The organism is Micromonospora sp. RTP1Z1 (assembly GCF_033804685.1).
Classification (GTDB): domain Bacteria; phylum Actinomycetota; class Actinomycetes; order Mycobacteriales; family Micromonosporaceae; genus Micromonospora.
On record NZ_JAPFQV010000070.1, the window covers coordinates 1 to 24,388 of the forward strand.

The window sequence follows — 24,388 nt, forward strand, 5'->3', positions numbered from 1 at the left end:
GTGCTGGGCTGGTTCATCTCCCACGAGCTGCGCAGCGACCACCCGTCGCTGGACATCCGGCTGTTCCGGGTGCCCCGCTTCGCCGCCCCGGTGGCGCTGGTCGGGCTGGTCTTCTTCGCCGCCATGGGCGTGATGTTCTTCAACGCGTTCTACCTGCAGCTGGTGCGGGGCTACAGCCCGCTGGAGACCGGCCTGCTCTTCCTGCCGTTCGCCGCCGCGCAGCTGGTCTTCGCGCCGCGCAGCGCGGCGATGGTCCGCCGCTTCGGCGGCCGGGCGGTCGCGGTGGTCGGTCTCGTGCTGACCGCGGTGGCGCTCGGCGGGTTCGTCTTCGTCGACGAGGTCACGCCGATCTGGGTGGTGCTGGTCCTGACCTTCCTCCAGGGCACCGGCATGGCGAACATCATGCCGCCGGCGACCGAATCGATCATGTCGGCGCTGCCACGGGAGAAGGCCGGCGTCGGCTCGGCGGTCAGCAACACGGTGCGGCAGGTCGCCGGCGCGCTCGGCGTCGCGGTGCTCGGCTCAGTGCTCTCCGCGGTCTACCGGGAGGACATCGCCTCGGCGCTCGCCGGCCTGCCCGGCCCGGCCCGGGACGCCGCCGACGAGTCCATCTCCGGCGCGTACGCGGCCGCGGCCCAGCTCGGGCCGGCGGCGCCCAAGCTCATCGCGGCGGCCAACGACTCGTTCGTCGCCGCGATGCACTGGGCGGCCGGGCTCTCCGCGCTGGTGGCCGCGCTCGGCATCCTGATCGCGCTGCGCTGGATGCCGGGTCGCCCGGCGACCGGCCCCACCGAGGCCCGACCGGTCGTCGAGCCGGAGTTGGCCGGGACCGTCTAGGTGGGGCGACAATGTCTGACATGACGTCCACCGCCGATGCTCCGCGGTCGCCCGGGCGACCGCGGAGCGTCCGCGCGGACGAGGCCATCATCGAGGCCGCCCTCGACCTGCTCGCCGAGGGCAGCAGCATCGAGATGCTCTCCATCGAGGCGATCGCCGCCCGCGCCGGGGTCGGCAAGGCCACCATCTACCGGCGTTGGTCGGGCAAGGACGCCCTGCTGCTCGACGCGCTGCGCCGGCTCAAGGGCATCCTGCCGCAGCCGGCCGGCCACTCCGTCCGGGACGACCTGGTGCTGCTGGTCGGCGCGGTCGGGCACAACATCGACCCCCGCGCCGCCAAGATCATGCCCTGCCTGGTGCCCGAGGTGAACCGCAGCCCCGACCACTTCCAGCTCTACCAGAACATCATCGAGCCCCGGCGGAAGCTGATGCGCGAGGTGCTCCGGGGCGGCGTCCGCGACGGGGAGCTGCGGGCCGACCTCGACATCGAGCTGACGATGGCGCTGCTCACCGGGCCGATGCTCATCCAGCGGATGCTGCGCTGGCACCCCGAGCTGGACGACCGCATCCTGCCCGAGCGCATCGTCGACGGCGTCCTCGACGGCATCCGCGCCCGCTGAACCGGCCGGGCGCGGGTCGAGATCCGCTCCTGGAATTGATCATCGAGCGGGATCATCCTGGTCGGCGATCCGAGGGCCCGGGCCGCCGCGGGCCGGGGTCAGCCGGAGGGTCCCCGCAGCCGGTGCAGGCGCAGCGCGAGCTGCACCTCCAGCGCCCGCTCCGGCTTCTGCCAGTCCGCGCCGAGCAATTGCCCGACCCGCTCCAACCGCTGGGTCACCGTGTTGACATGCACGTGCAGTAGTTCCGCCGCCCGGGCCAGGCTGCCACCCACCCCGAAGTACGCCTCCAGGGTCTTCACCAGCGCGGTGCCCCGCCGGCCGTCGTAGTCGACCACCGGCCCCACCGTCGTGGTGAGGAACCGGGCCACGTCCCGGTCGCCGGAGTCGCCGACCGCGCCGAGCAGCAGCCCGACGAAGCCCAGCTCCGCCGTGCTCGCCCCCTGCCCGGAGCGGCCCAGCGCGCCCAGCGCGGTGAGACAGCGCTCCGCCTCGGCGAAGGTGGTCGCCAGCGACGCCGGACCGGCCGACGGGCCGCTGGCGCCGGCGGTCACCGGCCGGCCGGTCACCCGGGATAGGTCCCGGGCCACCGCCCGGGCGCTGCTCCCCGCGTCCCGCCCGGGCAGCATCAGCACCACCCGGCCGTCGCGCGCCGCCGCCAGGCCGCCCCGGGTCGAGGCGTACGTGGTGGCCCAGGAGAGCACCCGCTGCCGGGCCGAGCCTGTCGCGGCGAGCGCGTAGGCGCCCCTCGCCACCACCACGTGCGGGGCCTCCAGGACCACCCCGAGGCGGCGGGCGCGGGAGCGCAGCGCGTGGGCGTCGCGCAGCGGGCGGGCGATCAGGTCGTCGAGCAGCTCGCCCCGGACCCGCCCCTCCGCCTCGGCCACGGTCCGGCGGAACAGCAGCAGCAGCGCGGTTACCAGCGCGGCGCGCTCCAGGATCCGCTGGTCCGCGTCGACCAGCTCGCCGTCCGGGCGCAGCACCAGCGCGCCCAGGTTCTCCGCGCCGGCGACCACCGCGGCGTACCAGAGCGGCCCACGGCGCACGCTGCGCCCCTCGGTACGCGACGCGGCCACCGCCTCCACCATGTCCGCCCGGTCCGGCTCGTCGATCTGCCCGACCCGGGCGAGCTGGCGTCCCTCGGCGTCCAGCGCCAGCAGGGCCCCGCCCAGCACGTCGGTCACCGCGGCCGCCACGTCCTCCACCCCGCCGCCGCGCAGCACCAGCGCGGTCATCCGGTCGTGGGCGGCGGCGGCCCGCTCCACCGAGCTGCTGTGCGCCCGGATGGTGCTGTTCGCCCCCGACAGCTCCGCCAGCGCCGAGCGGGTTTCCGCGAGCAGCCGGGCGGTGTCGATCGCCACCGCCGCGTGCGCCGCGAGCGACACCAGCAGCGACACCTCCTCCCGGGCGAACGGCCGGGCCGACCGGTTGGCCGCGTACAGCACGCCGATCACGCTGGAGCCGAGCCGCAGCGGCACGCCGAGGATCGCCACCAGGCCCTCCTCGCCGACCCCGCCGTCGATCTCCCCGGTGTGCCGGAACCGCTCGTCCTCCTGGTAGTTGGAGGTGACGTACGGGGTGCCGGTCTGGGCCACCAGGCCACCCAGCCCGTCGCCCATCTCCAGCCGCAGCCGCTGGAAGCGCGCCGAGATCGAACCGTCGGTGACCCGCATGTACGTGTCGCCACGCTCGTCGTCGTTGAGCGTCATGTACGCGACGTCGGTGCCGAGCAGGATCCGGGCCCGGTGCACGATCGCCCGCAGCACGTCGTCCAGGTCGCGCAGCCCGGCGAGGTCGCTCGCCGTGTCGTACAGGCCGGAAAGCTCGATCTCCCGGCGGCGCCGGCGCTCCAGCAGCGCGCGGACCCGCAGCGCCACCACCTTCGCCTGCTCCAGCTCGGCGAGCCGCTCGGCCGGTAGGCCGGCGGCCCGGGCCGCCACCAGCGGCCCCTCGAACTCGACCGGGGCGGCCTCCCGGGCCAGCAGTTCCAGGAACTCCACCGGCGACGACATGAGCCACATTGTGCGCGAGGCCACTAGTTGGCCGTCCAGCCCCCGTCGAGGGCGATCGAGGCGCCGGTGATGAAGGCGGCCGGCGGGGAGCAGAGGTAAGCCACCAGTTCCGCCACCTCCTCCGGCTCGATCAGCCGCTTGATCGCCGCCCGGGCCAGCATGATCTTCTCGATCACCTCGTCCTCACCGATGCCGTGGGTGGCGGCCTGGTCGGCGATCTGGCTCTCCACCAGCGCCGTGCGAACGTACGCGGGGTTGATGCAGTTGGCCGTCACCCCGTGCGCGGCGCCCTCCAGCGCGACCACCTTCGACAGCCCCTCCAGGGCGTGCTTGGCCGACACGTACGCCGCCTTGTACGGCGAGGCGCGCAGCCCGTGCACCGAGGAGATGTTGACGATCCGGCCCCAGCCGTTGGCGTACATGTGCGGCAGCACCCGCCGGATGATCAGGAACGGCGCCTCCACCATCACCCGGTGCAGGTACTCGAAGCGCTCCGGGGAGAAGTCCTGCACCGGCGCGACGTGCTGGAGCCCGGCGTTGTTCACCACGATGTCCACGTCGGCGTCGAGCCGGGCCACCGCGGCCGCGTCGGCGAGGTCGATCCCCTCGGCCCGACCGCCTGCCTCGGCGGCCACCGCCTTGGCGGCCTCCACGTTCCGGTCCACCACCAGCACCCTCGCGCCGGCCGCCGCCAGGCGCAGTGCGCAGGCCCGGCCGATGCCGCTGCCACCACCGGTCACCAGGGCGCTACGACCGGAGAGGTCGACGCGTACGACGTGGGGGACCGCCACGGGTTCTGCCGTCATGGCGCAAGAAGTTACGAGCTGTGTGGCCGGCGGCACATGGGGCAGCGACACATACTCCACCCCCTGGCTGTGTGGGGGTGGTGCCGTCCGACGCCGTGCCGGCCCGGATCCGTGCCGGCAAGGACCACGGCGACCCGGTGCAGGGTGGTGATCGAGGTCGACCATGCCCGGCGGCAGGGCCGCCTCCGGCGTGTCCCGCCCGGCGGCTGATCCGGCTCACCAGTAGGGTGTCGAACACACGTACTGCTGACGGCTGGGGAGGAGGCGGTGTGCGCGTGCTCGGCGTCGACCCGGGGCTGACCCGGTGCGGGGTCGGCGTGGTCGAGGGGGTGCCGGGCAAGCCCTGCACGCTGGTCGCCTACTACGTCGTCTACACCGACCCGGGCGACGAGCTGCCGCTGCGCCTGCTGCATCTGGACCGGTCGTTGGCCGACCTCGTGGCCGAGCACCGGCCGGACGCGGTCGCTGTCGAGCGGGTGTTCAGCCAGCACAACGTCCGCACCGTGATGGGCACCGCCCAGGCCAGTGGGATCGCCGTGCTCGCCGGGGCGCGCGCCGGGCTGCCCGTGCAGACGTACACGCCGAGCGAGGTGAAGGCGGCGGTGACCGGTTCGGGTCAGGCCGACAAGGCGCAGATGACCGCCATGGTGACCCGGTTGCTGCGGTTGTCCGAGCCGCCGAAGCCGGCCGACGCCGCCGACGCCCTGGCCCTGGCCATCTGCCACATCTGGCGGGGCGGGACACGATCGAAGCTGGCTGCGGCGGCCGAGCGGGCACGACGAGGAGGAACGCGATGATCGCCAGCGTGCGCGGCACGGTGACCGCGACCGGTCCGGACCACGCGGTGGTGGAGGTCGGCGGGATCGGCCTGGCGGTGCAGTGCGCCCCTGGCACCCTCGCCGAGTTGCGGGTCGGCCAGCCGGCGCGGCTCGCCACCAGCCTGGTCGTCCGGGAGGACTCGCTCACCCTGTACGGCTTCGCCGACGACGACGCCAAGCAGCTCTTCGAACTGCTCCAGACCGCCAGCGGGGTCGGCCCCCGGCTGGCCCAGGCGGTGCTCGCCGTGCACACCCCGGACGCGGTCCGCAAGGCCATCGCGAACGCCGACACCGCCGCGCTGACCCGGGTGCCGGGCATCGGCAAGAAGGGCGCCGAGCGGCTCGTCCTCGAGCTGCGGGACCGGATCGGCCCGGTGCCGATCGGCGTCGACGGCGCGGCCGGGGTGACCGGCGGCGCCTGGCCGGATCAGGTCCGCCAGGCGCTGGTCGGGCTCGGCTGGTCCACCGCCCAGGCGGAGCAGGCGGTCGCCGTGGTCGCGGAGACCGTCGACGGCGAGACCCCGCCGGTGCCGGTCCTGCTCAAGCAGGCCATCCGTCTCCTGGGCCGGACCCGATGACCGGTCCGGACGGCAACCTGGTCTCGGCGTACGTCAGCGACGCCGAGCTCGACGCGGAGGCGAGCGTCCGGCCGAAGCGGCTCGACGAGTTCATCGCCCAGCACCGGGTCCGCGACCAGCTCGACCTGCTGCTTCAGGGCGCGATGCGGCGCGGCTCCCCGCCCGACCACATCCTCCTCTCCGGGCCGCCCGGTCTGGGGAAGCCCGTCTCCGTGGACGCCCTGGTGCTGCTGGAGGACGGCTCACGACGGCGGCTGGGGGACATCGTCGTCGGGGACCGGGTCATCACCCGCACCGGCGCGGGCGCCACTGTGACGGCTGTGCACGAGCAGGGCGAGCTCGATTCGGTCCGGATCCGGACCGCCAGCGGGCGCGAGGTGGTCGCCGCCCCGGACCACCCGTTCTGGACCCCAGAGGGCTGGGCCAAGGCCGGGGACCTGACCGAACGCGACTTCGTCGCCAACGTCCTGTGTCCGAATCTGGTCGCTGACGGCACCGAGGAGGTCGACGAGTACAAGCTCGCCGGATATCTCATCGGCGACGGGTGCACGACCAACCAGGTGACCTTCACGGGTGGTGACGAGGATGTGCTCGGCGACTTCCGGTCGACCTGCGACCAGCTGGGGTACCCCCACACCACGAGGCCGAACAGCGCCCGCAGCTCGCTCATCAGGATCTCGGGGCTTCGGCCATGGCTCGGCGAGCACGGTCTGCTCGACAAGAACGCCTGGCAGAAGCGCGTACCCGCATTCGTCTACCGGGGTGACACCTGGCAGGTTGCGGCCTTCCTCGGGGCGTACTTCGCCTGCGACGGCACGGTCAGCCGGCGCGGGCGGGACCGCTACGACGTGGTGGTCGAGTACTACAGCGTCTCGCGGGGCCTGCTCGAGGACGTCCAGCACCTGCTGCTGCGGCTGGGCATCCAGTCGCGGTTGAAGCTCAAGCGGGGGCGCTACCAGGGCAGGCCACACGAGTCGTGGCGGCTCAGTATCACCAGCCAGGATGACGTGGCGAGGTTCGTGCAGCGGGTCACGGTGCTCGGCGAACGGGGCATGCGACTCGCGGAATGGGCGCCTCGTCGCGACCGCTTCGAAGAGCGGCTCGCGGCCGATCGGGTGGCCTCGGTCGAGCAGGTCGGCCTGCATGAGTGCCGGTGCCTGACAGTCGATGGCGACCACACCTTCACGGTCAACGATCTCGTGGTGCACAACACCACCCTGGCCAACATCGTGGCCGCCGAGCTGGGCGCGGGCCTCCGGGTGACCAGTGGCCCGGCGATCGAGCGCTCCGGTGACCTGGCGGCCATCCTGACCAGCCTCGCCGAGGGCGACGTGCTCTTCATCGACGAGATCCACCGGATCGCCAAGCCGGCCGAGGAACTGCTCTACAGCGCGATGGAGGACTTCCGGGTCGACGTGGTGGTCGGCAAGGGACCGGGCGCCACCGCCATCCCGCTCGACGTCGAGCCGTTCACCCTGGTCGGCGCGACCACCCGGTCCGGTCTGCTCACCGGCCCGATGCGGGACCGGTTCGGCTTCGTGGCCCACCTCGACTTCTACGCCCCGGCCGATCTGGAGGTGCTGCTGCGCCGCTCGGCGCGGATCTTCGGCGTGCCGATCACCGACGAGGGCGCGACCGAGATCGCCGGCCGGTCCCGGGGCACCCCTCGGATCGCCAACCGCCTGCTGCGCCGGGTCCGCGACTACGCCGAGGTCCGGGCCGAGGGCGTGGTGAACCTGGCAACCGCCCGGGCCGCCCTCACCGTGTACGACGTCGACGCGCTCGGCCTGGACCGGCTGGACCGGGCGGTGCTCACCGCGCTGGTCGACTCGTTCCGGGGCGGCCCGGTCGGGCTCACCACCCTCGCCGTCGCGGTGGGGGAGCAGCCGGACACCGTCGAGGAGGTCTGCGAGCCGTTCCTGGTGCGGGCCGGGCTGCTGGCGCGTACCCCGAGGGGGCGGGTCGCCACCGAGGCGGCCTGGCAGCATCTGGGGCGTACCCCGCCGAATGGTACATTTGGCACGGATGCCCCTCCCGTGCCTGATCTGTTCTCTGCGCAGCCCGATCAGCCGTGATCCGAACGTGATCTGTGCCGCATTCGGTGTTCTCCGGTGCAGGGATTAGACTTCGCCGCGGTCTGTACAGGATGTGAGAATCCGCCTCCGCTCCGGTGCCCTCGGGTCAGGTGCGAAGGCCAATGGGAAGGTCGGCAACCGTGCATTACCTAGCAGCGGGTGGCGGAGGAGCGGGCGGTCTTACGCCGATCCTCATGATCGCTCTGCTCTTCGGCGTCATGTACTTCATGATGATCCGCCCCCAGCAGAAGCGCCGGCGTGAGGCCGAGAACATGCAGTCCGACCTCGCTCCCGGCGACGAGGTGGTCACCATCGGCGGGCTCTACGGCACGGTCACCGAGGTGGACGACGACACCGTCCTGCTCGAAGTCGCTCCGGGCGTGCAGACCCGGTACGCCCGCCCGGCCATCGCCCGGGTGGTCACCAGGGCCGAGCGCCCCGAGGAGATCGAGCCGGTGGCCGAGGAAGCCGACGCCGTCAAGGAATGACCGACCGCCCCGACAGGGCAGCGGATTCATTCCCACAAGTGGATAGTTGGGTCGGCGCCCGACGCCGACACGCGGAACTCCCCCCGACGCCGCCGCGTCGTGACCCGGAGGCGTGTCGGCCGGCGGCGTCGACCCGCCAGAACAGTCGGCCGGACACCCCCGGTCCGACTTTCGTCGGCGCTGCGCCAGCGGCGCGACCGTACAGGGAGACAGGACAACCGTGGCACCACCTCAGGGACAGATGCGCCCCGGACGGCAGCTCGCCGTTCTCGGGCTCGTCTTCGTCGTCCTCTATCTTTTGGTGTTCTTCTCGGGCGGTGCCAGCGGTGGCTGGAAGGATCGGCTGGAGCCGCGGCTCGGCCTGGACCTGATCGGCGGCACCCGGGTGGCGCTCGAGGCCACCAACAGCGTGGACGGCAAGCCGCCGACGCCCGCCAACCTCGAAGAGGCGCGCCAGATCATCGAGAACCGGGTCAACGGCTACGGCGTGGCCGAGGCCGAGGTGGTCACCGAGGGCAACCGGAACATCGTCATCTCCCTGCCCGGTGTGAACCGCGACCTGACCGACGTCGGCAGCGCCGCCGAGCTGCGGTTCCGCAAGGTCCTCAAGGCGACCGACGGCAGCGGCGCGACCGCCGGCCCGGCCCCGAGCGCCAGCGTGACCCCGGTCCCGTCCGGCAGCGCGACGCCGAAGCCCTCGGGCAGCGCCGCCCCGACGCCGTCGGCGAGCGCCCCGAAGGTCACCGCCTCGCCGAGTGCCGGCGGGCAGGGCGGCATGGCCCCGACGCCGAGCGCCAGCGCCGCCGCCCCGACGCCGTCGGCCTCGCCGAGCGCCGCCGCGCCGTCGCCGAGCGCCAGCGCCCAGCCCGTGCCGCAGAGCGTGGAGCAGCAGCGCAAGGCCGTCGAGCAGAAGGTCGGCCCGGCCGCCTGGGCCGCCGCCACCGGCCTGAAGGCCCCGGCTGACGTCTCCGCCAACCCGTCGCTGGCGGAGAAGCTCAAGCCGTTCGGCACGCTCTCCCCGCAGGAGATCGCGGTGCTGCCGGCGGACACGCAGTTCAACGTCCCGACCATCACCTGCGCCCAGCTCGACAAGCGGCCGCCGGCGTCGATCAAGGACGAGAAGCAGAAGGCCGTCGCCTGCGAGGCCGGCGCGAAGTACCTGCTCGACGTGGCGAAGGTGGTCGGCACCGACGTCAAGAACGCCTCCGCCCAGCTCGACCAGACCAGCTCCTGGGTGGTCAGCCTCCAGTTCACCGGCAAGGGCCAGGAGCACTGGACCAACCTGACCCGCGAGGCGTTCACCAACGAGGGCCAGGCCTGCGACCAGACCGCCCTCGGGCAGGACGGCAAGTGCCGGGTCGCGGTGGTCCTGGACAACAAGATCGTCTCCTCGCCGGAGATCCAGGGCGTGCTGACCGGTGATTCCCAGATCACCGGCAGCTTCGACAACAAGGCCGCGAACGCGCTGGCCAGCCAGCTGCGCTACGGCGCGCTGCCGGTGACCTTCGTGCCGCAGGAGCAGCAGAACGTCACCGCCACGCTCGGCGACAGCCAGCTGCGGGCCGGTCTGCTCGCCGCCGGCATCGGCATGCTGCTGGTCATCATCTACTCGTTCTTCTACTACCGGCTGCTCGGCTCGGTGATCTTCCTGAGCCTGGTGCTCTCCGCGCTGCTGGTCTTCGGCGCGCTGGTGGTGCTCGGCCGGTCGATCGGCTTCACCCTCACCCTCGCCGGCATCGCCGGCATGATCGTCTCGCTCGGTGTGGCGGCGGACTCGTTCGTCATCTACTTCGAGCGGCTCAAGGACGAGATCCGGGAGGGGCGCAGCCCACGAAGCGCGGTGCCGCGCGCCTGGGTCCGGGCCCGCCGGACGATCATCTCGGCGAACGCCATCACCCTGATGTCCGCCGTGGTGCTGTACATCGTCTCGGTCGGCACGGTGAAGGGCTTCGCCTTCGCCCTCGGCCTGGCCACCGTGCTCGACCTGCTGGTCGTCTTCCTCTTCCGGCACCCGATCATGACGATGTTCGCCCGGACCAAGGCGTTCCTGTCCCCACGGGTCAGCGGTCTCGGTCGGGCCCTGCCGGCCCGGTCGGCCGACCAGGCCAACCCCCGCAACCCGCGTGTCAAGGAGGCCTGAGATGGCTAAGAGTGGTCTGGCGTCCCGGCTGTACCGGGGCGAGGCCGATCTCAACATCGTCGGCCGGCGCAAGCTCTGGTTCACCGTCGCCGCCGTGCTGGCGCTGATCGCGGTGTTCAGCTTCGCCGTACGGGGCTTCAGCCTCGGCATCGAGTTCGCCGGCGGCACCTCGCTCCAGGTGCCGGCCAGCGTCGGCACCCTGGACGAGGCCGAGCGGTCGGTGAACGACGTGCTGCGGACCAAGGGTGGCGGCGCCGAGGTGGCGACCGCGCAGAAGGTCGGCGGCACCAGCGGCGACTCGTACGAGATGCGCACCTCGGAGCTGACGCCCACGCAGTCGAACGAGGTGAAGACCGAGATCGCCCAGAAGTTCGGGCTCAAGTTCGAGCAGGTCGGCGCGAACCAGGTCAGCGCGTCGTTCGGTGGCCAGGTGACCGAACGTGCGCTGCTCGGCCTGATCATCTTCCTCGCGGTGGTGTCGATCTACCTGATCCTGCGCTTCGAGTGGCGGATGGCCGTCGCCGCGATCAGCTCGCTGTTCATGAACCTGATCCTCACCGCCGGCATCTACTCGCTGGTCGGCTTCGAGGTCACCCCGTCGACGATCATCGGGTTCCTCACCATTCTGGGCTTCGCGCTCTACGACGTGGTGGTCGTCTTCGACAAGGTCCAGGAGAACACCCGGGGCATCACCGCGAACAACAACCTGACCTACGGCGAGGCGGCCAACCTGGCGCTGAACCAGAGCCTGATGCGGTCGTTGAACACCTCGGTGGTCGCCCTGCTCCCGGTCGGCGGTCTGCTCTTCATCGGTGCCGGTCTGCTGGGCGCGGGCACGCTGAAGGACCTCGGTCTGGTGCTCTTCGTCGGGATGGCGGTGGCGTTCATGACCTCGATCCTGCTGGCCACCCCGCTGCTGGTGCTCCTGAAGAACCAGGACCCGCGGATCAGCGCGCACCACAAGCGGGTGCTGGCCCGCCGGGGCGCGATCGCCCGGGGCGAGCTGGCCCCGAAGGGCGCGCCGCGGGCCGCCGAGGCCGGCGAGGAGGCCGTCGACCCGGAGGCCGCGGCGCTGGCCGGCGCGGCGCCGAAGGTGGGCGCCCGACCGGCCGTCAAGCGCCCGACCGGCGCCCGGGGCGGTCGCCCCAGCGGTGGCGGGGGCAACCGGCCGGGCGGCGCCAAGCGCCGCTGACCCGGTCCGCCGGACCCGGTAGCGATCGACCCGACGGCGTCCGCCATGCCGTGCGAGCAGCATGGCGGACGCCGTCGTCGTCGAAGGGAAGCGGGACAACCGTGACGGAGACCCACAGCACCGGGGTACGCGGAGACAGCGGCCCGGAGGTCGCCCGGCTGGTGGCCAGCCGGGTGCTGGACGTGCCGGACTTCCCGAAGCCCGGCGTCATGTTCAAGGACCTGATGCCGCTCTTCGCCGACGGTGACGTGTTCCGCGAGGTGATCGACGGGATCGTGACGTACCACGGGCGTGACTCGTTCGACGCGGTGGTCGGCATCGAGGCGCGCGGCTTCGTGATCGCCGCCGCCATCGCGTACGCGACCGGAATTGGCGTGGTGCCGGTGCGCAAGGCCGGCAAGCTGCCCCGCCCGGCGTACTCGGCCTCCTACGCCCTGGAATACGGCGAGGCGACCCTGGAGGTGCACCAGGACGCCTTCACCGCCGGCCACCGGGTGCTGGTGGTCGACGACGTGCTCGCCACCGGCGGCACCGCCGAGGCCACCCTCGACCTGGTGGAGCGGGCCGGCGGCACGGTCGCCGGCTTCACCGTGCTGCTGGAGCTGGCCTTCCTCAAGGGGCGGGACCGGCTGGCCCCGCGTCCGGTCCATGCCCTGTTGACCGTTTGATGCCGCGCCCCTCGGGCGGACCGGGCGGGGACCGTCCGGCGGAGCGGCGGGGCACCCTGCCTGCGGGTAGCATTGCCCTTTGCTGACCGGGCGGGCGACCGTCCGGCGGCGGAAGGCCGCCGGCCGCGGGTCGGCGCGGAACAACACCGGCCCCACAGCCGGTTGACACGGACGTCGGCCGCACGGTCGGCGCATCCCGGTGAGCGGTGAGGAGGCCGGTGTCCCACGAGGTCGTCCCTCCGGCGGAGGGCACGGTGCACCCGACAGGCGACGCGGACGGCTCGGTGACCGAGCGGAGCGTCAACCCGCCGGCCCGGGTGACGGGCTCTGGCAGCGGCGTCGGCCCCGAGGCCGGCACGGACGGTGGCGCGGCGCCCGGCGGCGCGGTCGTGGTGCCGTTCCCGATCGACGGCTCAGACGATCCCTCGCCGAGCGGTGGTTTCGCGCTGTCCAACGCGCCCACCGGGCGACGGGTTCGCGCCCGACTGGCCCGGTTCAACGCACCGTGGCAGACCTCTCAGGTCAGCGAGGTGCTCGAACCGCTGATCGCCACCCACCGGGTGAACCACCCCAAGGCTGACGCCCGGCTGCTGCAGCGGGCGTTCGACACCGCGGCGCGCTGGCACTCCGGCCAGTACCGGAAGTCCGGCGACCCGTACATCACCCACCCCCTCGCGGTGGCGACCATCCTGGGCAACCTGGGCATGGACACCACCACGCTGGTCGCCGCGCTGCTGCACGACACCATCGAGGACACCGAGTACACCCTCGACCAGATGCGCGCGGACTTCGGCGGCGAGGTCACGCTGCTGGTCGACGGCGTCACCAAGCTCGACAAGGTCAAGCTGGGCGACGCGGCCAAGGCGGAGACCATCCGCAAGATGGTCGTGGCGATGGCCAAGGACCCGCGGGTGCTGGTGATCAAGCTCGCCGACCGGCTGCACAACATGCGTACCCTCACCTTCCTGCCCCGCCCCAAGCAGGAGCAGAAGGCGAAGGAGACGCTGGAGATCCTGGCTCCCCTCGCGCACCGCCTCGGGATGAACACGATCAAGTGGGAGCTGGAGGATCTCGCCTTCGGCACCCTCTTCCCGAAGCGCTACGAGGAGATCAACCGCCTGATCGGGGAGCACCAGCCGCAGCGCGAGGCGCTGCTGCGTCAGGTGACCCAGAAGGTGCAGACCGACCTGAAGTCCGCCAAGATCAAGGCGGAGACCACCGGGCGGCCGAAGCACCTCTACTCGATCTACCAGAAGATGATCGTGCGAGGTCGCGACTTCAACGACATCTACGACCTGGTCGGGGTGCGGATCCTGGTCGACACGGTGCGGGACTGCTACGCGGCGCTGGGCGTCATCCACGCCAACTGGCAGCCGGTGCCGGGCCGGTTCAAGGACTACATCGCCATGCCCAAGTTCAACATGTACCAGTCGTTGCACACGACGGTCATCGGGCCCACCGGCAAGCCGGTGGAGATGCAGATCCGCACGTACGCGATGCACCGCACCGCCGAGTTCGGCATCGCCGCGCACTGGAAGTACAAGGAGCACAAGGGCACCCAGATCGTCGGCCCGCCGGCGCACATCGACGAGATGACCTGGCTGCGTCAGCTGCTGGACTGGCAGCGGGAGGCGGCGGACCCGAGCGAGTTCCTCGACGCGCTCCGCTTCGACCTGTCCAGCCAGGAGGTGTACGTCTTCACCCCGAAGGGTGACGTCATCCCGCTGCCGACCGGGTCGACGCCGGTGGACTTCGCGTACGCGGTGCACACCGAGGTCGGGCACAAGTGCATCGGCGCCCGGGTCAACGGCAAGCTGGTGCCGCTGGAGTCGACGCTCTCCAACGGCGACGTGATCGAGATCTTCACCTCGAAGTCGGAGACGGCCGGCCCGACGCAGGACTGGCTCGGCTTCGTCAAGAGCCCGCGCGCCCGCACCAAGATCCGCCAGTATTTCAACAAGGAGCGGCGCGAGGAGGCGATCGAGGCCGGCAAGGACTCGATCGTCAAGGCGATGCGCAAGCAGGGCATGCCGTTGCAGCGGATGCTCACCTCGGACGCGCTGATGGCGATCGCCCGGGACCTGCACCTGGCCGACGTCGCCTCGCTGTACGCGGCGGTCGGCGACAGCCAGGTCTCCGCCCAGTCCGTCGTGCAGAAGCTGATGGCCACGTACGGCGGCGAGGAGGGCGCGGCGGAGGACATCGCCGAGACCGCCGTCGCCACCCGGCCGCCGCGCAGCCGGCAGAGCAGCAACGATCCTGGCGTGGTGGTCCGGGGGGTCAGCGACGTCTGGATCAAGCTGGCCCGCTGCTGCACCCCGGTGCCACCGGACGCGGTCTTCGGCTTCGTCACCCGCTCCGGTGGGGTCAGCGTGCACCGCGACGACTGCGCCAACGCCGAGGACCTGCGGGCGCAGGCCGAGCGGGTGGTCGAGGTCAGCTGGAAGCTCACCTCCGCCTCCACCTTCCTCGTCGCCATCCAGGTCGAGGCGCTGGACCGGCACAAGCTGCTGGCCGACGTGACCCGGGTGTTGTCGGAGGAGCGGGTGAACATCCTCTCCGCCACCGTCACCACCACCCGGGACCGGGTGGCGGTGAGCCGGTTCAGCTTCGAGATGGCCGACCCGAAGCACCTGGGCCACCTGCTGGCCACGGTGCGGAAGGTCGACGGCGTCTTCGACGCGTACCGGGTCACCTCGGGCGCCTGAGGCACGGACACGGAAGCGCCCGCCGGCTCAGCCGGCGGGCGCTTCGTCGTCGTACGAGCGGGCTCAGCCCTGGATGTCGCTCATCGCCAGCTTGTTGATGACGATCTCCTTCTTGGGGTGGCCGCCGCCGGCCTGCTGCGCGAAGGCCTTGTCGTCGCCGGCCGCCGCGACCTGCTTGACCAGGTCCATGCCGCCGGTGACGCTGCCCAGCACGGTGTAGTTCGGGTCGAGCTGCGAGTCGCCGTACACGATGAAGAACTGGCTGCCGGTGCTGCCCGGCTGGCCGGAGTTGGCCATCGCGATGACGCCCTCCGGGTACGCGGGGCGCTTGTCGGTCGGCAGGTTCTCCTCGGCCAGGTTGTAGCCCGGTCCGCCGGTGCCGTCGGTCTGCCGCCAGCCGTTGCCGGTCGCGCTCGGGTCGCCGCACTGCAGCACCTTGATGCCCTCGGTCACCAGCCGGTGGCACTTCGTGTTGTCGAAGAAGCCCTTGCTGGCCAGGTGGGTGAAGCTGCCCGCGGTGCAGGGCACGGCGGCCCGGTCGATCTTCGCGGTGATCGGACCCAGGTTGGTGTCGATCGTCATGGTCTGGGTGCCGGTGTCCTTCTGCTGGGCCTCCGGCAGACCGACGTCCTTGATCTCCTTGGGGCGCCCCTCCTTGGGGACCTCGGTGTAGGCGCACTGGGCGGCGCCACCGGCCGACCCGGCGTGCTGCTTCTTGTCGTCGTCGCCACCGAGTGCGGTGGCCAGCCAGACCGTGCCGGCGACCACGAGCAGCAGGACCGCACCGGCCCCGACGATCGCCTGCGTCTGCCGGCGTTTGCGGGCGCGGGCCGAGCGCTCGGCCATCTCCCGCTCGAGTCGGGCCCGCGCCGCCGCGCGCTGCCGCTCTCTGGTGGACGTCACGGTCACTCCTTACGAAACTTCTCGGGCGCGGACGCTGCCGCTGCGGTGGGTGGGCGGCCGGATCAGCCGGCGCTGGGGCTGGCCGCGGGCGCGCTGGTGGCGGCCGGTGCGGCGGTCGGCTCGCCGACCGTGAGGCTCTGGATCACCACGTCGGTCTTCGGCTTGACCTTGGCTCCGCTCCCATTGTCCACGGTCGGCAGGGCACCGATCTTCTCCACCACATCCAGGCCGGCGGTGACCTTGCCGATGACCGGGTAGACCGGCTTGGCCGGGTTGAAGTCCTTGAAGAAGACGAGGAACTGGCTGCCGTTCGCGCCCGGCGGGTTCGCGATCATGGCGACCGTGCCCTTCGGGTACGCCGGGGGCTGGCCGGCGGCGGGCTTGCCGGACGGGCTCGGCGCCGGGGTGGGGACGTTCTCGTCGTAGAACGAGTACGCGGGGCCACCGATCCCGGTGCCGCTCGGGTCGCCGCAGCGCAGCGCGCCCTCGGTGGTGATCTCGTGGCACTTGGTGTTGTCGTAGAACGACTTGCCGGCCAGGTGGGCGATGCTCGCCCCGGCGCACGGCGCGGCGGCCAGATCGAGCTGGGCGGTGATCGGGGTGCCCTGGTTGGTGGTGATCGTCATCGCCCGGGTGCCGGAGGTCGGCAGGCCGGTGGTGGCCGGGGTGCCGACGTCCTTGAGGTTGGTGTTGGCGCTGGCGTCCTGCGGGGTCCACACGCAGACGTCCTCGGCGGCCTTCTTGTCCGACTTGCCGTCGAACGCGCCGAGCGCCCAGGCCGACCCGACCACGATCAGCGCTAGCACCACGGCGGCGCCCACGCCGGCCTGGATCTGCCGGCGGCGCTTCGTGGCCGCGGCCCGCCGGGCGAGCTGCCGGTCGAGCTTGGCCCGCGCCATTTTGCGCTGCCGGTCCCTGCTGGAAGCCACTCGTGCTGCCCTTCCTCTGCCCTGGTCGTCGCCGGCGCCCGGGCGTCCTCCGCCCGTCGGGCGGCAGGTGCGCCACGCCACACGCCCGCCAGAGTGTACGGGTAGCCGCTGTGAACGTGGGGTACGAGGTCCGGCCTGGGTTTATCGGGGTATGTCACTGTGCCCACCGGGGCCGCTGGGACCGCTGGGTCGGAACAATGCGCTCGCCCGTCCGACTAGGCTGCTGGACGGAGACGACGACTCGACGGAAGGGGAGCGGACGTGCTCGTGGCCGGCTTTCCCGCGGACGCCTTCGGCACCAACTGCTATGTGGTGGCGACCGCGCCGGGGGAGCAGTGCGTGGTGGTCGACCCCGGCATCGGGGTGCTGGACCGGCTCGACGCCGTGCTCGCCGAGCATCGCCTGCACCCGGCCGCCGTGCTGCTCACCCACGGCCACCTGGACCACACCTTCTCCGTGGCGCCGGTCTGCGGCGCGCGCGGCATCCCGGCGTACATCCACCCGGACGACCGGGAGCTGCTCGCCGATCCGTCGAAGGCGCTCTCCATGGACCTCACCCAGCTCTTCGGCGGCCGGCTGCCGTACGCCGAGCCGGACGACGTGGCCGAGCTGACCGACGGCGCGACCCTGGCTCTCGCCGGGTTGGAGATCACCGTCGACCACGCTCCCGGCCATACCGGCGGGTCGGTGCTGTTCCGGATGCCCGGCGCCGGCTCGCCCTGGGAGGCCGAACAGATCTGCCTCTCCGGTGACGTGCTCTTCGCCGGCTCGATCGGCCGCACCGACCTGCCGGGCGGCAGCATGCCCCGGATGCTGTCCAGCCTGCGGGAGAAGGTCCTCCCGCTGGCCGACGACACCGTCGTCCTGCCCGGCCACGGCCCCGCGACCACGATCGGCCGCGAGCGCGCGAACAACCCGTACCTCGTCGAGGTGGCGGGGACCGACGACGCGCGCCCGGCCGCGCCCACCCGCGGCCTGTAGCCGCCCCGCATTCACGACTTTCCCCGCGCGGTCCGCGCGGTACGCGAGGAGTACGTCATGAGCAAGCCAACGCCCATCTCCGGATTCCCCGAGTGGACGCCCGCCCAGCGGATGATCGAGCAGTTCGTCCTCGACCGGATCCGCGCCACGTTCGAGCTGTACGGCTTCGCCCCCCTCGAGACGCGCTCGGTGGAGCCCCTCGACCAGCTGTTGCGCAAGGGGGAGACCTCGAAGGAGGTCTACGTGCTGCGCCGGCTGCAGGCCGACGCCGAGGGGCCGGCCGGGGATGACTCGCTCGGCCTGCACTTCGACCTGACCGTGCCGTTCGCGCGGTACGTGCTGGAGAACGCCGGCAAGCTGCAGTTCCCGTTCCGCCGCTACCAGATCCAGAAGGTGTGGCGCGGCGAGCGGCCGCAGGAGGGTCGCTACCGCGAGTTCCTCCAGGCCGACATCGACATCGTCGACCGGGACACCCTGCCCGCGCACTACGAGGCGGAGATGCCGCTGGTGATCGGTGACGCGCTGCGCTCGCTGCCGATCCCGCCGGTGCGGATCCAGGTCAACAACCGCAAGATCTGTGAGGGTTTCTACCGGGGGGTCGGGATCAGCGACCCCGAGGCGGCGCTGCGCGCGGTGGACAGGCTGGACAGGATCGGTCCGGCGAAGGTGGCCGAGTTGCTGGCCGAGACCGCCGGGGCGAGCGAGGCGCAGGCCAAGGCGGCGCTGGCGCTGGCCGAGATCTCCGCGCCGGACGCCTCCTTCGCCGACGCGGTGCGCGCCCTCGGGGTGACCGACCCGCTGCTCGACGAGGGCATCGAGGAACTGGTCGCGGTGGTGGAGACCGCTGCCGCCCACTCGCCCGGCCTCTGCGTGGCCGACCTGCGCATCGCCCGCGGCCTGGACTACTACACCGGCACCGTCTACGAGACGCAGATGGTGGGCTACGAGCGGTTCGGCTCGATCTGCTCCGGAGGCCGGTACGACAACCTGGCCAGTTCCGGGTCCGTCCGCTTCCCCGGAGTGGGCATCTCGATCGGGGTTACCCGGCTGCTCGGCCTGCTATTCGGCGCGGAGGCGCTCTCGGTGTCCCGCAGCGTGCCGACCTGCGTGCTGGTCGCGGTGACCGCCGAGGAGGATCGGCCGGCGAGCAACTCGGTCGCCGAGGCGCTGCGCTCCCGGGGCATCCCCACCGAGGTGTCGCCGAGCGCGGCCAAGTTCGGCAAGCAGATCCGGTACGCCGAGCGGCGGGGCATCCCGTACGTCTGGTTCCCCGCAGCCGAGGGCGACGAGGTGAAGGACATCCGTTCCGGCGAGCAGGTCGCGGCGGCGGCGGGGGAGTGGACGCCTCCCCGGGCGGACCTGAAGCCGCTGGTCAGCTGAGCTATTGGAGCTATAACTCGCGCGTACGGCCGAGAAGACCTACGGTAGCGTAAGTTACGCCACCGTAGGGAGAGACTTGCATGACCGCTTCGCTGAGCCAGACCGCCCTGCTCCTCGAACTCGAAGCCGTGGTGGAGAAGAACCTCGACCGGCACCTGTCGATAGCGAAGGAGTGGTTCCCCCACGAGTACGTGCCGTGGAGCGAGGGCCGCACCTTCGACGGCCCGCTCGGCGGCGAGGCCTGGTCGGAGTCCGACTCGACCATTCCCGAGGTGGCCCGGACGGCGCTGATCGTCAACCTGCTCACCGAGGACAACCTGCCCTCGTACCACCACGAGATCGCCACCCTCTTCGGCCGGGACGGCGCGTGGGGGACCTGGGTGCACCGGTGGACGGCGGAGGAGGGGCGGCACGGCACCGCGATCCGTGACTACCTGACGGTGACCCGGGCGGTCGACCCGGTGGCCCTGGAGCGCGCCCGGATGACCCACATGGCGGCGGGCTACATCAACGCGCACGGCGACGAGGTGCTGCACTCCCTGGCGTACGTGTCGTTCCAGGAGCTGGCGACCCGGATCTCGCACCGCAACACCGGCCGGGCGACCGGCGACCCGGCCTGCGAGGCGCTGCTGGCCCGGGTGGCCGCCGACGAGAACCTGCACATGGTCTTCTACCGCAACCTGCTCGCCGCGGCCTTCGAGCTGGCCCCGAGCCAGGCCATGCGGGCCGTCGCCGACGTGCTGGCCGACTTCCAGATGCCCGGCGTCGGCATCGACGGCTTCGCCCGCAAGTCCGTGGCGATCGCCCTGGCCGGCATCTACGACCTGCGCCAGCACCGCGACGAGGTGGTCGTCCCGGTGCTGCGCCAGTGGGACGTGTTCAGCGTGACCGGCCTGAACTCCGACGGCGAGGCCGCCCGCGACCAGGTCGCTCGCCACCTCGACGACCTGGAGCAGGGCGCCGCCCGCTTCGAGGAGAAGCGCGCCGCCCGCGCCGCCCGCCTCGCCACCCGCGCCTGACCTCGCCCTCGCTCCGTGATCTTGCACTTGTACCCCGACAAAAGCCACATCACGCCCGCACCGAAGGCCCCAAGTGCAAGATCGGCAGGGGGCAGGGCGGGGGGCAGGGGGAGCGGGTCAGGAGGGTTGGTCCAGGGGGAAGAGGAGGCAGGTGGAGGTGGCGTGGGCGATTAGGCGTCCTGCCGCGTCGGTCAGGCGAGCCTCGGCGAGGGCGGTGCGGCGACCGCGCTGAAGGACCGTGCCCTCGCAGCGGAGGGTGCCGCTGGCGACCGTCACCGGGCGGAGGAACTTCACGTTCAGGTCCAGCGAGGTGTAGCCGACGCCGGCCGGCAGCGTGGTGTGCACGGCGCATGCCGCGGCGGTGTCGAGCAGGGTGGAGATGACCCCGCCGTGCACGGTGCCGAGCGGGTTGTAGTGGAACTCCTGCGGCACCAGCTCCACCGCGACCCGGCCCTCGTCGGCCTCCATCCGGGCCATGTCGATCAGGTGCATCACCGGCGGGGCGGCCAGCTCGCCGTCGATCATCGCGCGGAGCAGTTCCAGTCCGCCGCGTCGGCCGATCTGCGCGGCGCCCGCCACCGGGTCGGACCAGGAGAAGGTACGGCTGCGCGCGGGATCCTGCGTCTGTGTCATGGACTCAGCCTGGCAGCGCGTTGCTGAGTCTGTCAATCAGACCTAGCCTGGTCGGCATGAGACCCGCGGCACTGGACTGGTCGGTGGAGAATTGCACCATCGCCCGCGCGATGGCGATCCTCGGCGAGCGGTGGACCCTCGTCGTGCTCCGCGAGGTCTTCAACGGCATCCGCCGCTTCGACGACATGCGGGTCCGGACCGGCATCCCGCGACAGGTGCTGACCAACCGGCTCGCCACGCTGGTCGAGGAGGGGGTGCTGCGCCGCGAGCCGTACCGCGAGCCGGGCAGCCGGGTGCGCCACGAGTACCGGCTGACCGAGAAGGGCCTCGACCTCTGGCCCGTGCTGGTGGCGGTGCTCGGCTGGGGCGACCGCTACCTCGCCGACCCGGACGGCTCCCCGCTGCGGGTCACCCATCGGGACTGCGGCGCGGAGGTCCACGTCGAGCTGCGCTGCGCCGCGGGACACGAGGTGACGGACCCGCGCGACGTGGTGCCCCGTCCGGGTCCGGGGGCGCGCCGCCGGGTCGACTGACCGGCGGCGTCTGCCCGGGTACGCGAGTCGGCGCGCGGACGGTGGGCCGCCCGCGCGCCGTGGGAGCGCCTACCAACCGAAGCCGTTGGCGTACGAGATGCTGGCCAGCACCGCCTGGCCACTGGTGTTGGGGTGGAAGTAGTCCCAGCCGGAGACCTGACTGAGCGCGAACGGGTAGTTGAACACCGCGTTGTCGTCGAAGTCGCAGTTCGCGCCGTACGCGGCGCAGGCCTGGGCGAGCTGGGCGTTGTAGTCGATCACCCGCTGCCGGACCCGGGCCCGCCGGTCGACGTCGGCCTGGGCGGTGGAGGTGGCGTTGGCCAGCATCGACTGGCAGATGCCGAAGGTCGACCAGGCGGTGAGCGCGCTGCCGTTGCCCTTGCCGATGTACCAGAGGCGGTAGATGTCGGGCACGCTGAGCACCGCCACCCGGGCGTTGGGGAGCCCGGCCTTGAGGCGGTTGAGCGCGCTGTCGATGTTGGCCCGGAACGTGGTCGCCGAGGTCATGGTGGCTTCCGAGCTGGTGCAGGCGTCGTTGGCGCCGATCAGCATGGTGACGTACTCGACGCCCTGGCCGACCGTGGTGCCGGCCTGGCCGTACATGTCGGCGGATCTGGCCCCGGTCTTCGCGTCGTTGTAGTTGCGGCCCTGGATGGTCGGGTTGACCGCGCGGATCCGCAGGTAGTGACTGTTCACGGTGGAGTAGTCGCCGGTGCTGAACGACCGGGAGGTGCAGTCGACGTACCAGCCGCAGGCGTTGAAGCCGCGGGTGATGGAGTCGCCGAGGCTGGCCATCGAGTTGGGCGGTGGGGTGGCGGCGGCGCTGGCCGGGCTTGCGGCGAGCAGGACGAGGGCGGTCAGGCTGGCGAGGGTGGCCAGCACGCGTCGGGGGATGGTCATCGTGGCCTCCGGATCACGGTGCCGGGAATGCGACGGTGACCGGATCGTATAGATGACGGTCTGTGTCCACAATGTTGCGGAGCCGTTACCTGTGGCCGTTGGGTGAATTCGGGCATAACAGGGTCTTGCTCAGGATCTTAAACATGTGAATACTTCACTCAGCCCGGCCGGTTCCCCCAGCTAGCCGGGTTGGTCCAGGGCCCTCGCCACGAGTTGGTCCCCCATCCCCCATCCGGGAGGCTGTTCATGCGACCCACGAGGTCATCGCTCCGCCGCGCCGTCACCGTCGCCGTCGCCGGAACCCTGGTAGCCGGCTCGCTGCTCGGCGCGCCCGCCCAGGCGGCACCCTCCTCGCCCGCTTCCCCCGACGCCGCGGCCGGCCTCGCCGCGCGGCTCGGCGACCACGCCGCCGGCACGTACGCCGACGCCAGCGGCACGATGGTCGTCGCCGTCACCGACGCCGCCGCCGCCCGCGCGGTCCGCGCCGCCGGCGCCACGCCGAAGCTCGTCACCCGCGGCGCCGCCGCGCTGAACCGGGCCACCGCCGAGCTCGAGCGGTCCGCCAAGATCCCGGGCACCGCCTGGTGGACCGACGCGGCCACCAACCAGGTCGTGGTCTCCGTCGACAGCACCGTCACCGGCGCCAAGCTCGACCGCGTCAAGGCCGCCGCCGCCCGCACCGACGGTGCCGTCCGGGTGGTCGCCGAGCCCGGCGTGCTGAGCAAGCGCGTCTCCGGCGGCCAGGCCATCTACACCGGCGGCTACCGCTGCTCGCTCGGCTTCAACGTCCGCAGCGGCTCGACCTACTACTTCCTCACCGCCGGGCACTGCACCAACCTCGGGTCCACCTGGTACTCGAACTCCGGCCAGACCACCGTGCTGGGCAGCCGGGCCGGCACCAGCTTCCCGGGCAACGACTACGGCATCGTGCGCTACACCAACGGCAGCGTGCCGACCGGCAACGTCTACCTCTACAACGGCACCTACCAGGACATCACCACCGCTGGCAACGCGTACGTCGGCCAGGCCGTCAAGCGCAGCGGCAGCACCACCGGCGTGCACAGCGGCAGCGTCAACGCCACCAACGCGACGGTGAACTACGCCGAGGGCTCCGTCTACGGCCTGATCCGCACCAACGTCTGCGCCGAGGGCGGTGACAGCGGCGGCTCGCTCTTCGCCGGCTCCACCGCGCTGGGCCTCACCTCCGGCGGCAGCGGCAACTGCTCCTTCGGCGGCACCACCTACTTCCAGCCGGTCACCGAGCCGCTGAGCGTCTACGGCGTCAGCGTCTACTGATCGACCGACCGCGAGCGGGCCGCCGGGCGACCGGCGGCCCGCTCCGCCGCGTCCGGAGCCGAGTCTCCCGGCCGTCCCCGGGCTGAGTCCGCTGCCCCCGTCCGTGGCCGCCGCCGCCGAGGAACGCGCCCGGGCGCTCACCGAGGGGGAGGTGACGGTGCACCACCTGCTGCCCGCCGACATCGACGGCTGAGGACCGCCACCACCAGCAGCGGGCACAGCGCCTCCGCGCCGGCGGCCACCCGCTCGGCCAGGCCGATCCGGTCACCACCGGTGACCAGCTCCACAGTGAACCAGCAGACCAGGGCCAGCAGCAGCGCCGCGGTGGTCGTACCCCAACGGGCCGGGAGCCCGGCGGCGCGGTCGGGCCCGCGGCGGCCGCGGCCGGCGAACGCCGGCCAGAGGGCCAGCGCGCCGAAGGCGACGGCGGCGGCCAGGCCGTGCGGAGCGGAGGAGCCGCGCTCGGCCGGCAGCGGGAAGGCCGCCACGCCGAGGTTGGCGAGCCCGCCGAGCGCGAGCAGCAGGCGGCCGACGGTGCCCGACGGCCGCAGTCCGGCGGCGGTCACGCAGTGGCAGATCCCGAGCCCGAGCAGGCCGACCGTCATGATCCAGCGGTCCGTGGCGTCGACCGCCGCCAGCGCGCTGATCGTCCCGCCGACCTGGTCGAAGCCGCCCGGCTGCCGGGTCGCCGCCAGAGTCCACCCGCCGATCAGGAAGACCGGAGCGGCGGCGGCGGAGAGCAGGGCCCAGCGGGGTACGGCGCGCACCCGCCACACCGTACGCGGGCGCAACCGGCCGGCGGCTCCGCCGGGGTGCGGGAGAGCACCGGGCAACCGAAGGCCTCGGCGACCGTGGTCGCCGTGCGCTCCGGATCG

The 24,388-nt window shown here is 72.2% G+C and carries 22 protein-coding genes and 2 pseudogenes; 17 read left to right on the forward strand and 7 right to left on the reverse strand.

Translation table 11 applies throughout. The features are described 5' to 3' along the window. Both SLP03_RS26665 and SLP03_RS26670 read left to right on the forward strand, forming a co-directional pair. Positions 1-837, forward strand: an 837-nt coding sequence (locus SLP03_RS26665; RefSeq protein WP_319463387.1) for an MFS transporter, incomplete at its 5' end; no start/stop codon positions are given. An 11-nt stretch (positions 838-848) separates the two neighbouring features. After that, entirely contained in the window at positions 849-1,457 is a 609-nt protein-coding gene (locus tag SLP03_RS26670; RefSeq protein WP_319463388.1) for a TetR/AcrR family transcriptional regulator, read from the forward strand. Positions 1,458-1,555: 98 nt separating this feature from the next. On the opposite strand, the gene SLP03_RS26675 is transcribed toward SLP03_RS26670, so the two are convergent. Continuing rightward, a complete protein-coding gene (locus SLP03_RS26675) occupies positions 1,556-3,490 on the reverse strand; it encodes a helix-turn-helix domain-containing protein (protein ID WP_319463389.1) in 1,935 nt (644 codons plus the stop codon). Then, positions 3,490-4,272, reverse strand: coding sequence for a 3-hydroxybutyrate dehydrogenase (locus SLP03_RS26680; RefSeq protein WP_319463390.1), 783 nt, complete (start codon positions 4,270-4,272; stop codon positions 3,490-3,492). The genes SLP03_RS26675 and SLP03_RS26680 overlap by 1 nt, the downstream gene beginning before the upstream one ends. A 269-nt stretch (positions 4,273-4,541) precedes the next feature. On the opposite strand from SLP03_RS26680, the gene ruvC reads away from it, so the two are divergent. From ruvC to SLP03_RS26730, 10 genes and pseudogenes are all read left to right on the forward strand, one after another. Beyond that, positions 4,542-5,069 carry a crossover junction endodeoxyribonuclease RuvC gene (gene ruvC / locus SLP03_RS26685; protein WP_319463391.1) on the forward strand — a complete coding sequence of 176 codons (528 nt, stop codon included), beginning with the start codon at positions 4,542-4,544 and terminating at the stop codon, positions 5,067-5,069. Next, on the forward strand, positions 5,066-5,668 hold the full coding sequence (ruvA, locus tag SLP03_RS26690) for a Holliday junction branch migration protein RuvA (protein WP_319463392.1): 603 nt from the start codon (positions 5,066-5,068) through the stop codon (positions 5,666-5,668). The genes ruvC and ruvA overlap by 4 nt, the downstream gene beginning before the upstream one ends. Further along, positions 5,665-5,881 (forward strand): annotated as a pseudogene (locus SLP03_RS26695) (Holliday junction branch migration DNA helicase RuvB); the annotation flags it as partial. The gene ruvA and the pseudogene SLP03_RS26695, both read left to right, overlap by 4 nt. Positions 5,882-6,045: 164 nt before the next feature. Then, a pseudogene (locus tag SLP03_RS26700) lies at positions 6,046-6,687 on the forward strand (LAGLIDADG family homing endonuclease); the annotation flags it as partial. A 33-nt stretch (positions 6,688-6,720) separates the two neighbouring features. After that, positions 6,721-7,743, forward strand: coding sequence for a Holliday junction branch migration DNA helicase RuvB (gene ruvB, locus SLP03_RS26705; RefSeq protein WP_319463416.1), 1,023 nt, complete (start codon positions 6,721-6,723; stop codon positions 7,741-7,743). 122 nt (positions 7,744-7,865) lie between these two features. After that, the gene (gene yajC, locus SLP03_RS26710; RefSeq protein WP_319463393.1) at positions 7,866-8,231 is read left to right on the forward strand and encodes a preprotein translocase subunit YajC; all 366 of its coding nucleotides are present in this window, start codon (positions 7,866-7,868) and stop codon (positions 8,229-8,231) included. 220 nt (positions 8,232-8,451) lie between these two features. Beyond that, a complete protein-coding gene (gene secD / locus SLP03_RS26715; protein WP_319463394.1) occupies positions 8,452-10,371 on the forward strand; it encodes a protein translocase subunit SecD in 1,920 nt (639 codons plus the stop codon). Position 10,372: 1 nt separating this feature from the next. Beyond that, positions 10,373-11,563, forward strand: a complete 1,191-nt coding sequence (gene secF, locus SLP03_RS26720; RefSeq protein WP_319463395.1) for a protein translocase subunit SecF — start codon at positions 10,373-10,375, stop codon at positions 11,561-11,563. Between the two features lie 101 nt (positions 11,564-11,664). Then, entirely contained in the window at positions 11,665-12,231 is a 567-nt protein-coding gene (locus SLP03_RS26725) for an adenine phosphoribosyltransferase (protein ID WP_319463396.1), read from the forward strand. Positions 12,232-12,449: 218 nt separating this feature from the next. Next, the gene (locus tag SLP03_RS26730; RefSeq protein WP_319463397.1) at positions 12,450-14,939 is read left to right on the forward strand and encodes a bifunctional (p)ppGpp synthetase/guanosine-3',5'-bis(diphosphate) 3'-pyrophosphohydrolase; all 2,490 of its coding nucleotides are present in this window, start codon (positions 12,450-12,452) and stop codon (positions 14,937-14,939) included. Positions 14,940-15,002: 63 nt separating this feature from the next. On the opposite strand, the gene SLP03_RS26735 is transcribed toward SLP03_RS26730, so the two are convergent. Both SLP03_RS26735 and SLP03_RS26740 read right to left on the reverse strand, forming a co-directional pair. Next, entirely contained in the window at positions 15,003-15,842 is an 840-nt protein-coding gene (locus tag SLP03_RS26735; RefSeq protein ID WP_319463398.1) for a peptidylprolyl isomerase, read from the reverse strand. A gap of 62 nt (positions 15,843-15,904) precedes the next feature. Then, a complete protein-coding gene (locus tag SLP03_RS26740; protein ID WP_319463399.1) occupies positions 15,905-16,771 on the reverse strand; it encodes a peptidylprolyl isomerase in 867 nt (288 codons plus the stop codon). Positions 16,772-17,032: 261 nt separating this feature from the next. On the opposite strand from SLP03_RS26740, the gene SLP03_RS26745 reads away from it, so the two are divergent. The 3 genes from SLP03_RS26745 to SLP03_RS26755 all read left to right on the forward strand — a co-directional run bounded on the left by SLP03_RS26745 (position 17,033) and on the right by SLP03_RS26755 (position 20,151). Next, a complete protein-coding gene (locus SLP03_RS26745; RefSeq protein WP_319463400.1) occupies positions 17,033-17,752 on the forward strand; it encodes an MBL fold metallo-hydrolase in 720 nt (239 codons plus the stop codon). Between the two features lie 57 nt (positions 17,753-17,809). Then, positions 17,810-19,132, forward strand: a complete 1,323-nt coding sequence (hisS, locus tag SLP03_RS26750) for a histidine--tRNA ligase (protein ID WP_319463401.1) — start codon at positions 17,810-17,812, stop codon at positions 19,130-19,132. An 80-nt stretch (positions 19,133-19,212) separates the two neighbouring features. Then, positions 19,213-20,151 (forward strand): acyl-ACP desaturase, encoded by a 939-nt coding sequence (locus SLP03_RS26755; RefSeq protein WP_319463402.1) that lies wholly within the window; start codon positions 19,213-19,215, stop codon positions 20,149-20,151. 117 nt (positions 20,152-20,268) lie between these two features. On the opposite strand, the gene SLP03_RS26760 is transcribed toward SLP03_RS26755, so the two are convergent. Beyond that, entirely contained in the window at positions 20,269-20,784 is a 516-nt protein-coding gene (locus SLP03_RS26760) for a PaaI family thioesterase (protein ID WP_319463403.1), read from the reverse strand. Between the two features lie 56 nt (positions 20,785-20,840). On the opposite strand from SLP03_RS26760, the gene SLP03_RS26765 reads away from it, so the two are divergent. Beyond that, positions 20,841-21,317, forward strand: coding sequence for a helix-turn-helix domain-containing protein (locus SLP03_RS26765; protein ID WP_319463404.1), 477 nt, complete (start codon positions 20,841-20,843; stop codon positions 21,315-21,317). A 69-nt stretch (positions 21,318-21,386) separates the two neighbouring features. On the opposite strand, the gene SLP03_RS26770 is transcribed toward SLP03_RS26765, so the two are convergent. After that, positions 21,387-22,217 carry an SGNH/GDSL hydrolase family protein gene (locus SLP03_RS26770; protein WP_319463405.1) on the reverse strand — a complete coding sequence of 277 codons (831 nt, stop codon included), beginning with the start codon at positions 22,215-22,217 and terminating at the stop codon, positions 21,387-21,389. A gap of 246 nt (positions 22,218-22,463) precedes the next feature. Between SLP03_RS26770 and SLP03_RS26775 the strand changes: the two genes are divergently transcribed. Next, complete coding sequence (locus SLP03_RS26775) at positions 22,464-23,513, forward strand: S1 family peptidase (RefSeq protein WP_319463406.1); 1,050 nt, start codon at positions 22,464-22,466, stop codon at positions 23,511-23,513. A gap of 137 nt (positions 23,514-23,650) precedes the next feature. On the opposite strand, the gene SLP03_RS26780 is transcribed toward SLP03_RS26775, so the two are convergent. Continuing rightward, entirely contained in the window at positions 23,651-24,280 is a 630-nt protein-coding gene (locus SLP03_RS26780) for a DUF998 domain-containing protein (protein WP_319463407.1), read from the reverse strand. Positions 24,281-24,388: the final 108 nt, after the last annotated feature.

Excerpts from the sequence above, each read along its gene's own strand:
- SLP03_RS26670 (WP_319463388.1), top strand. The coding sequence starts at position 849 with ATGTCTGACATGACGTCCACCGCCGATGCTCCGCGGTCGCCCGGGCGA.
- SLP03_RS26680 (WP_319463390.1), bottom strand. The coding sequence starts at position 4,272 with ATGACGGCAGAACCCGTGGCGGTCCCCCACGTCGTACGCGTCGACCTC.
- ruvA (WP_319463392.1), top strand. The coding sequence starts at position 5,066 with ATGATCGCCAGCGTGCGCGGCACGGTGACCGCGACCGGTCCGGACCAC.
- ruvB (WP_319463416.1), top strand. The coding sequence starts at position 6,721 with ATGCGACTCGCGGAATGGGCGCCTCGTCGCGACCGCTTCGAAGAGCGG.
- yajC (WP_319463393.1), top strand. The coding sequence starts at position 7,866 with ATGGGAAGGTCGGCAACCGTGCATTACCTAGCAGCGGGTGGCGGAGGA.
- secF (WP_319463395.1), top strand. The coding sequence starts at position 10,373 with ATGGCTAAGAGTGGTCTGGCGTCCCGGCTGTACCGGGGCGAGGCCGAT.
- hisS (WP_319463401.1), top strand. The coding sequence starts at position 17,810 with ATGAGCAAGCCAACGCCCATCTCCGGATTCCCCGAGTGGACGCCCGCC.
- SLP03_RS26755 (WP_319463402.1), top strand. The coding sequence starts at position 19,213 with ATGACCGCTTCGCTGAGCCAGACCGCCCTGCTCCTCGAACTCGAAGCC.
- SLP03_RS26760 (WP_319463403.1), bottom strand. The coding sequence starts at position 20,784 with ATGACACAGACGCAGGATCCCGCGCGCAGCCGTACCTTCTCCTGGTCC.
- SLP03_RS26765 (WP_319463404.1), top strand. The coding sequence starts at position 20,841 with ATGAGACCCGCGGCACTGGACTGGTCGGTGGAGAATTGCACCATCGCC.
- SLP03_RS26770 (WP_319463405.1), bottom strand. The coding sequence starts at position 22,217 with ATGACCATCCCCCGACGCGTGCTGGCCACCCTCGCCAGCCTGACCGCC.
- SLP03_RS26775 (WP_319463406.1), top strand. The coding sequence starts at position 22,464 with ATGCGACCCACGAGGTCATCGCTCCGCCGCGCCGTCACCGTCGCCGTC.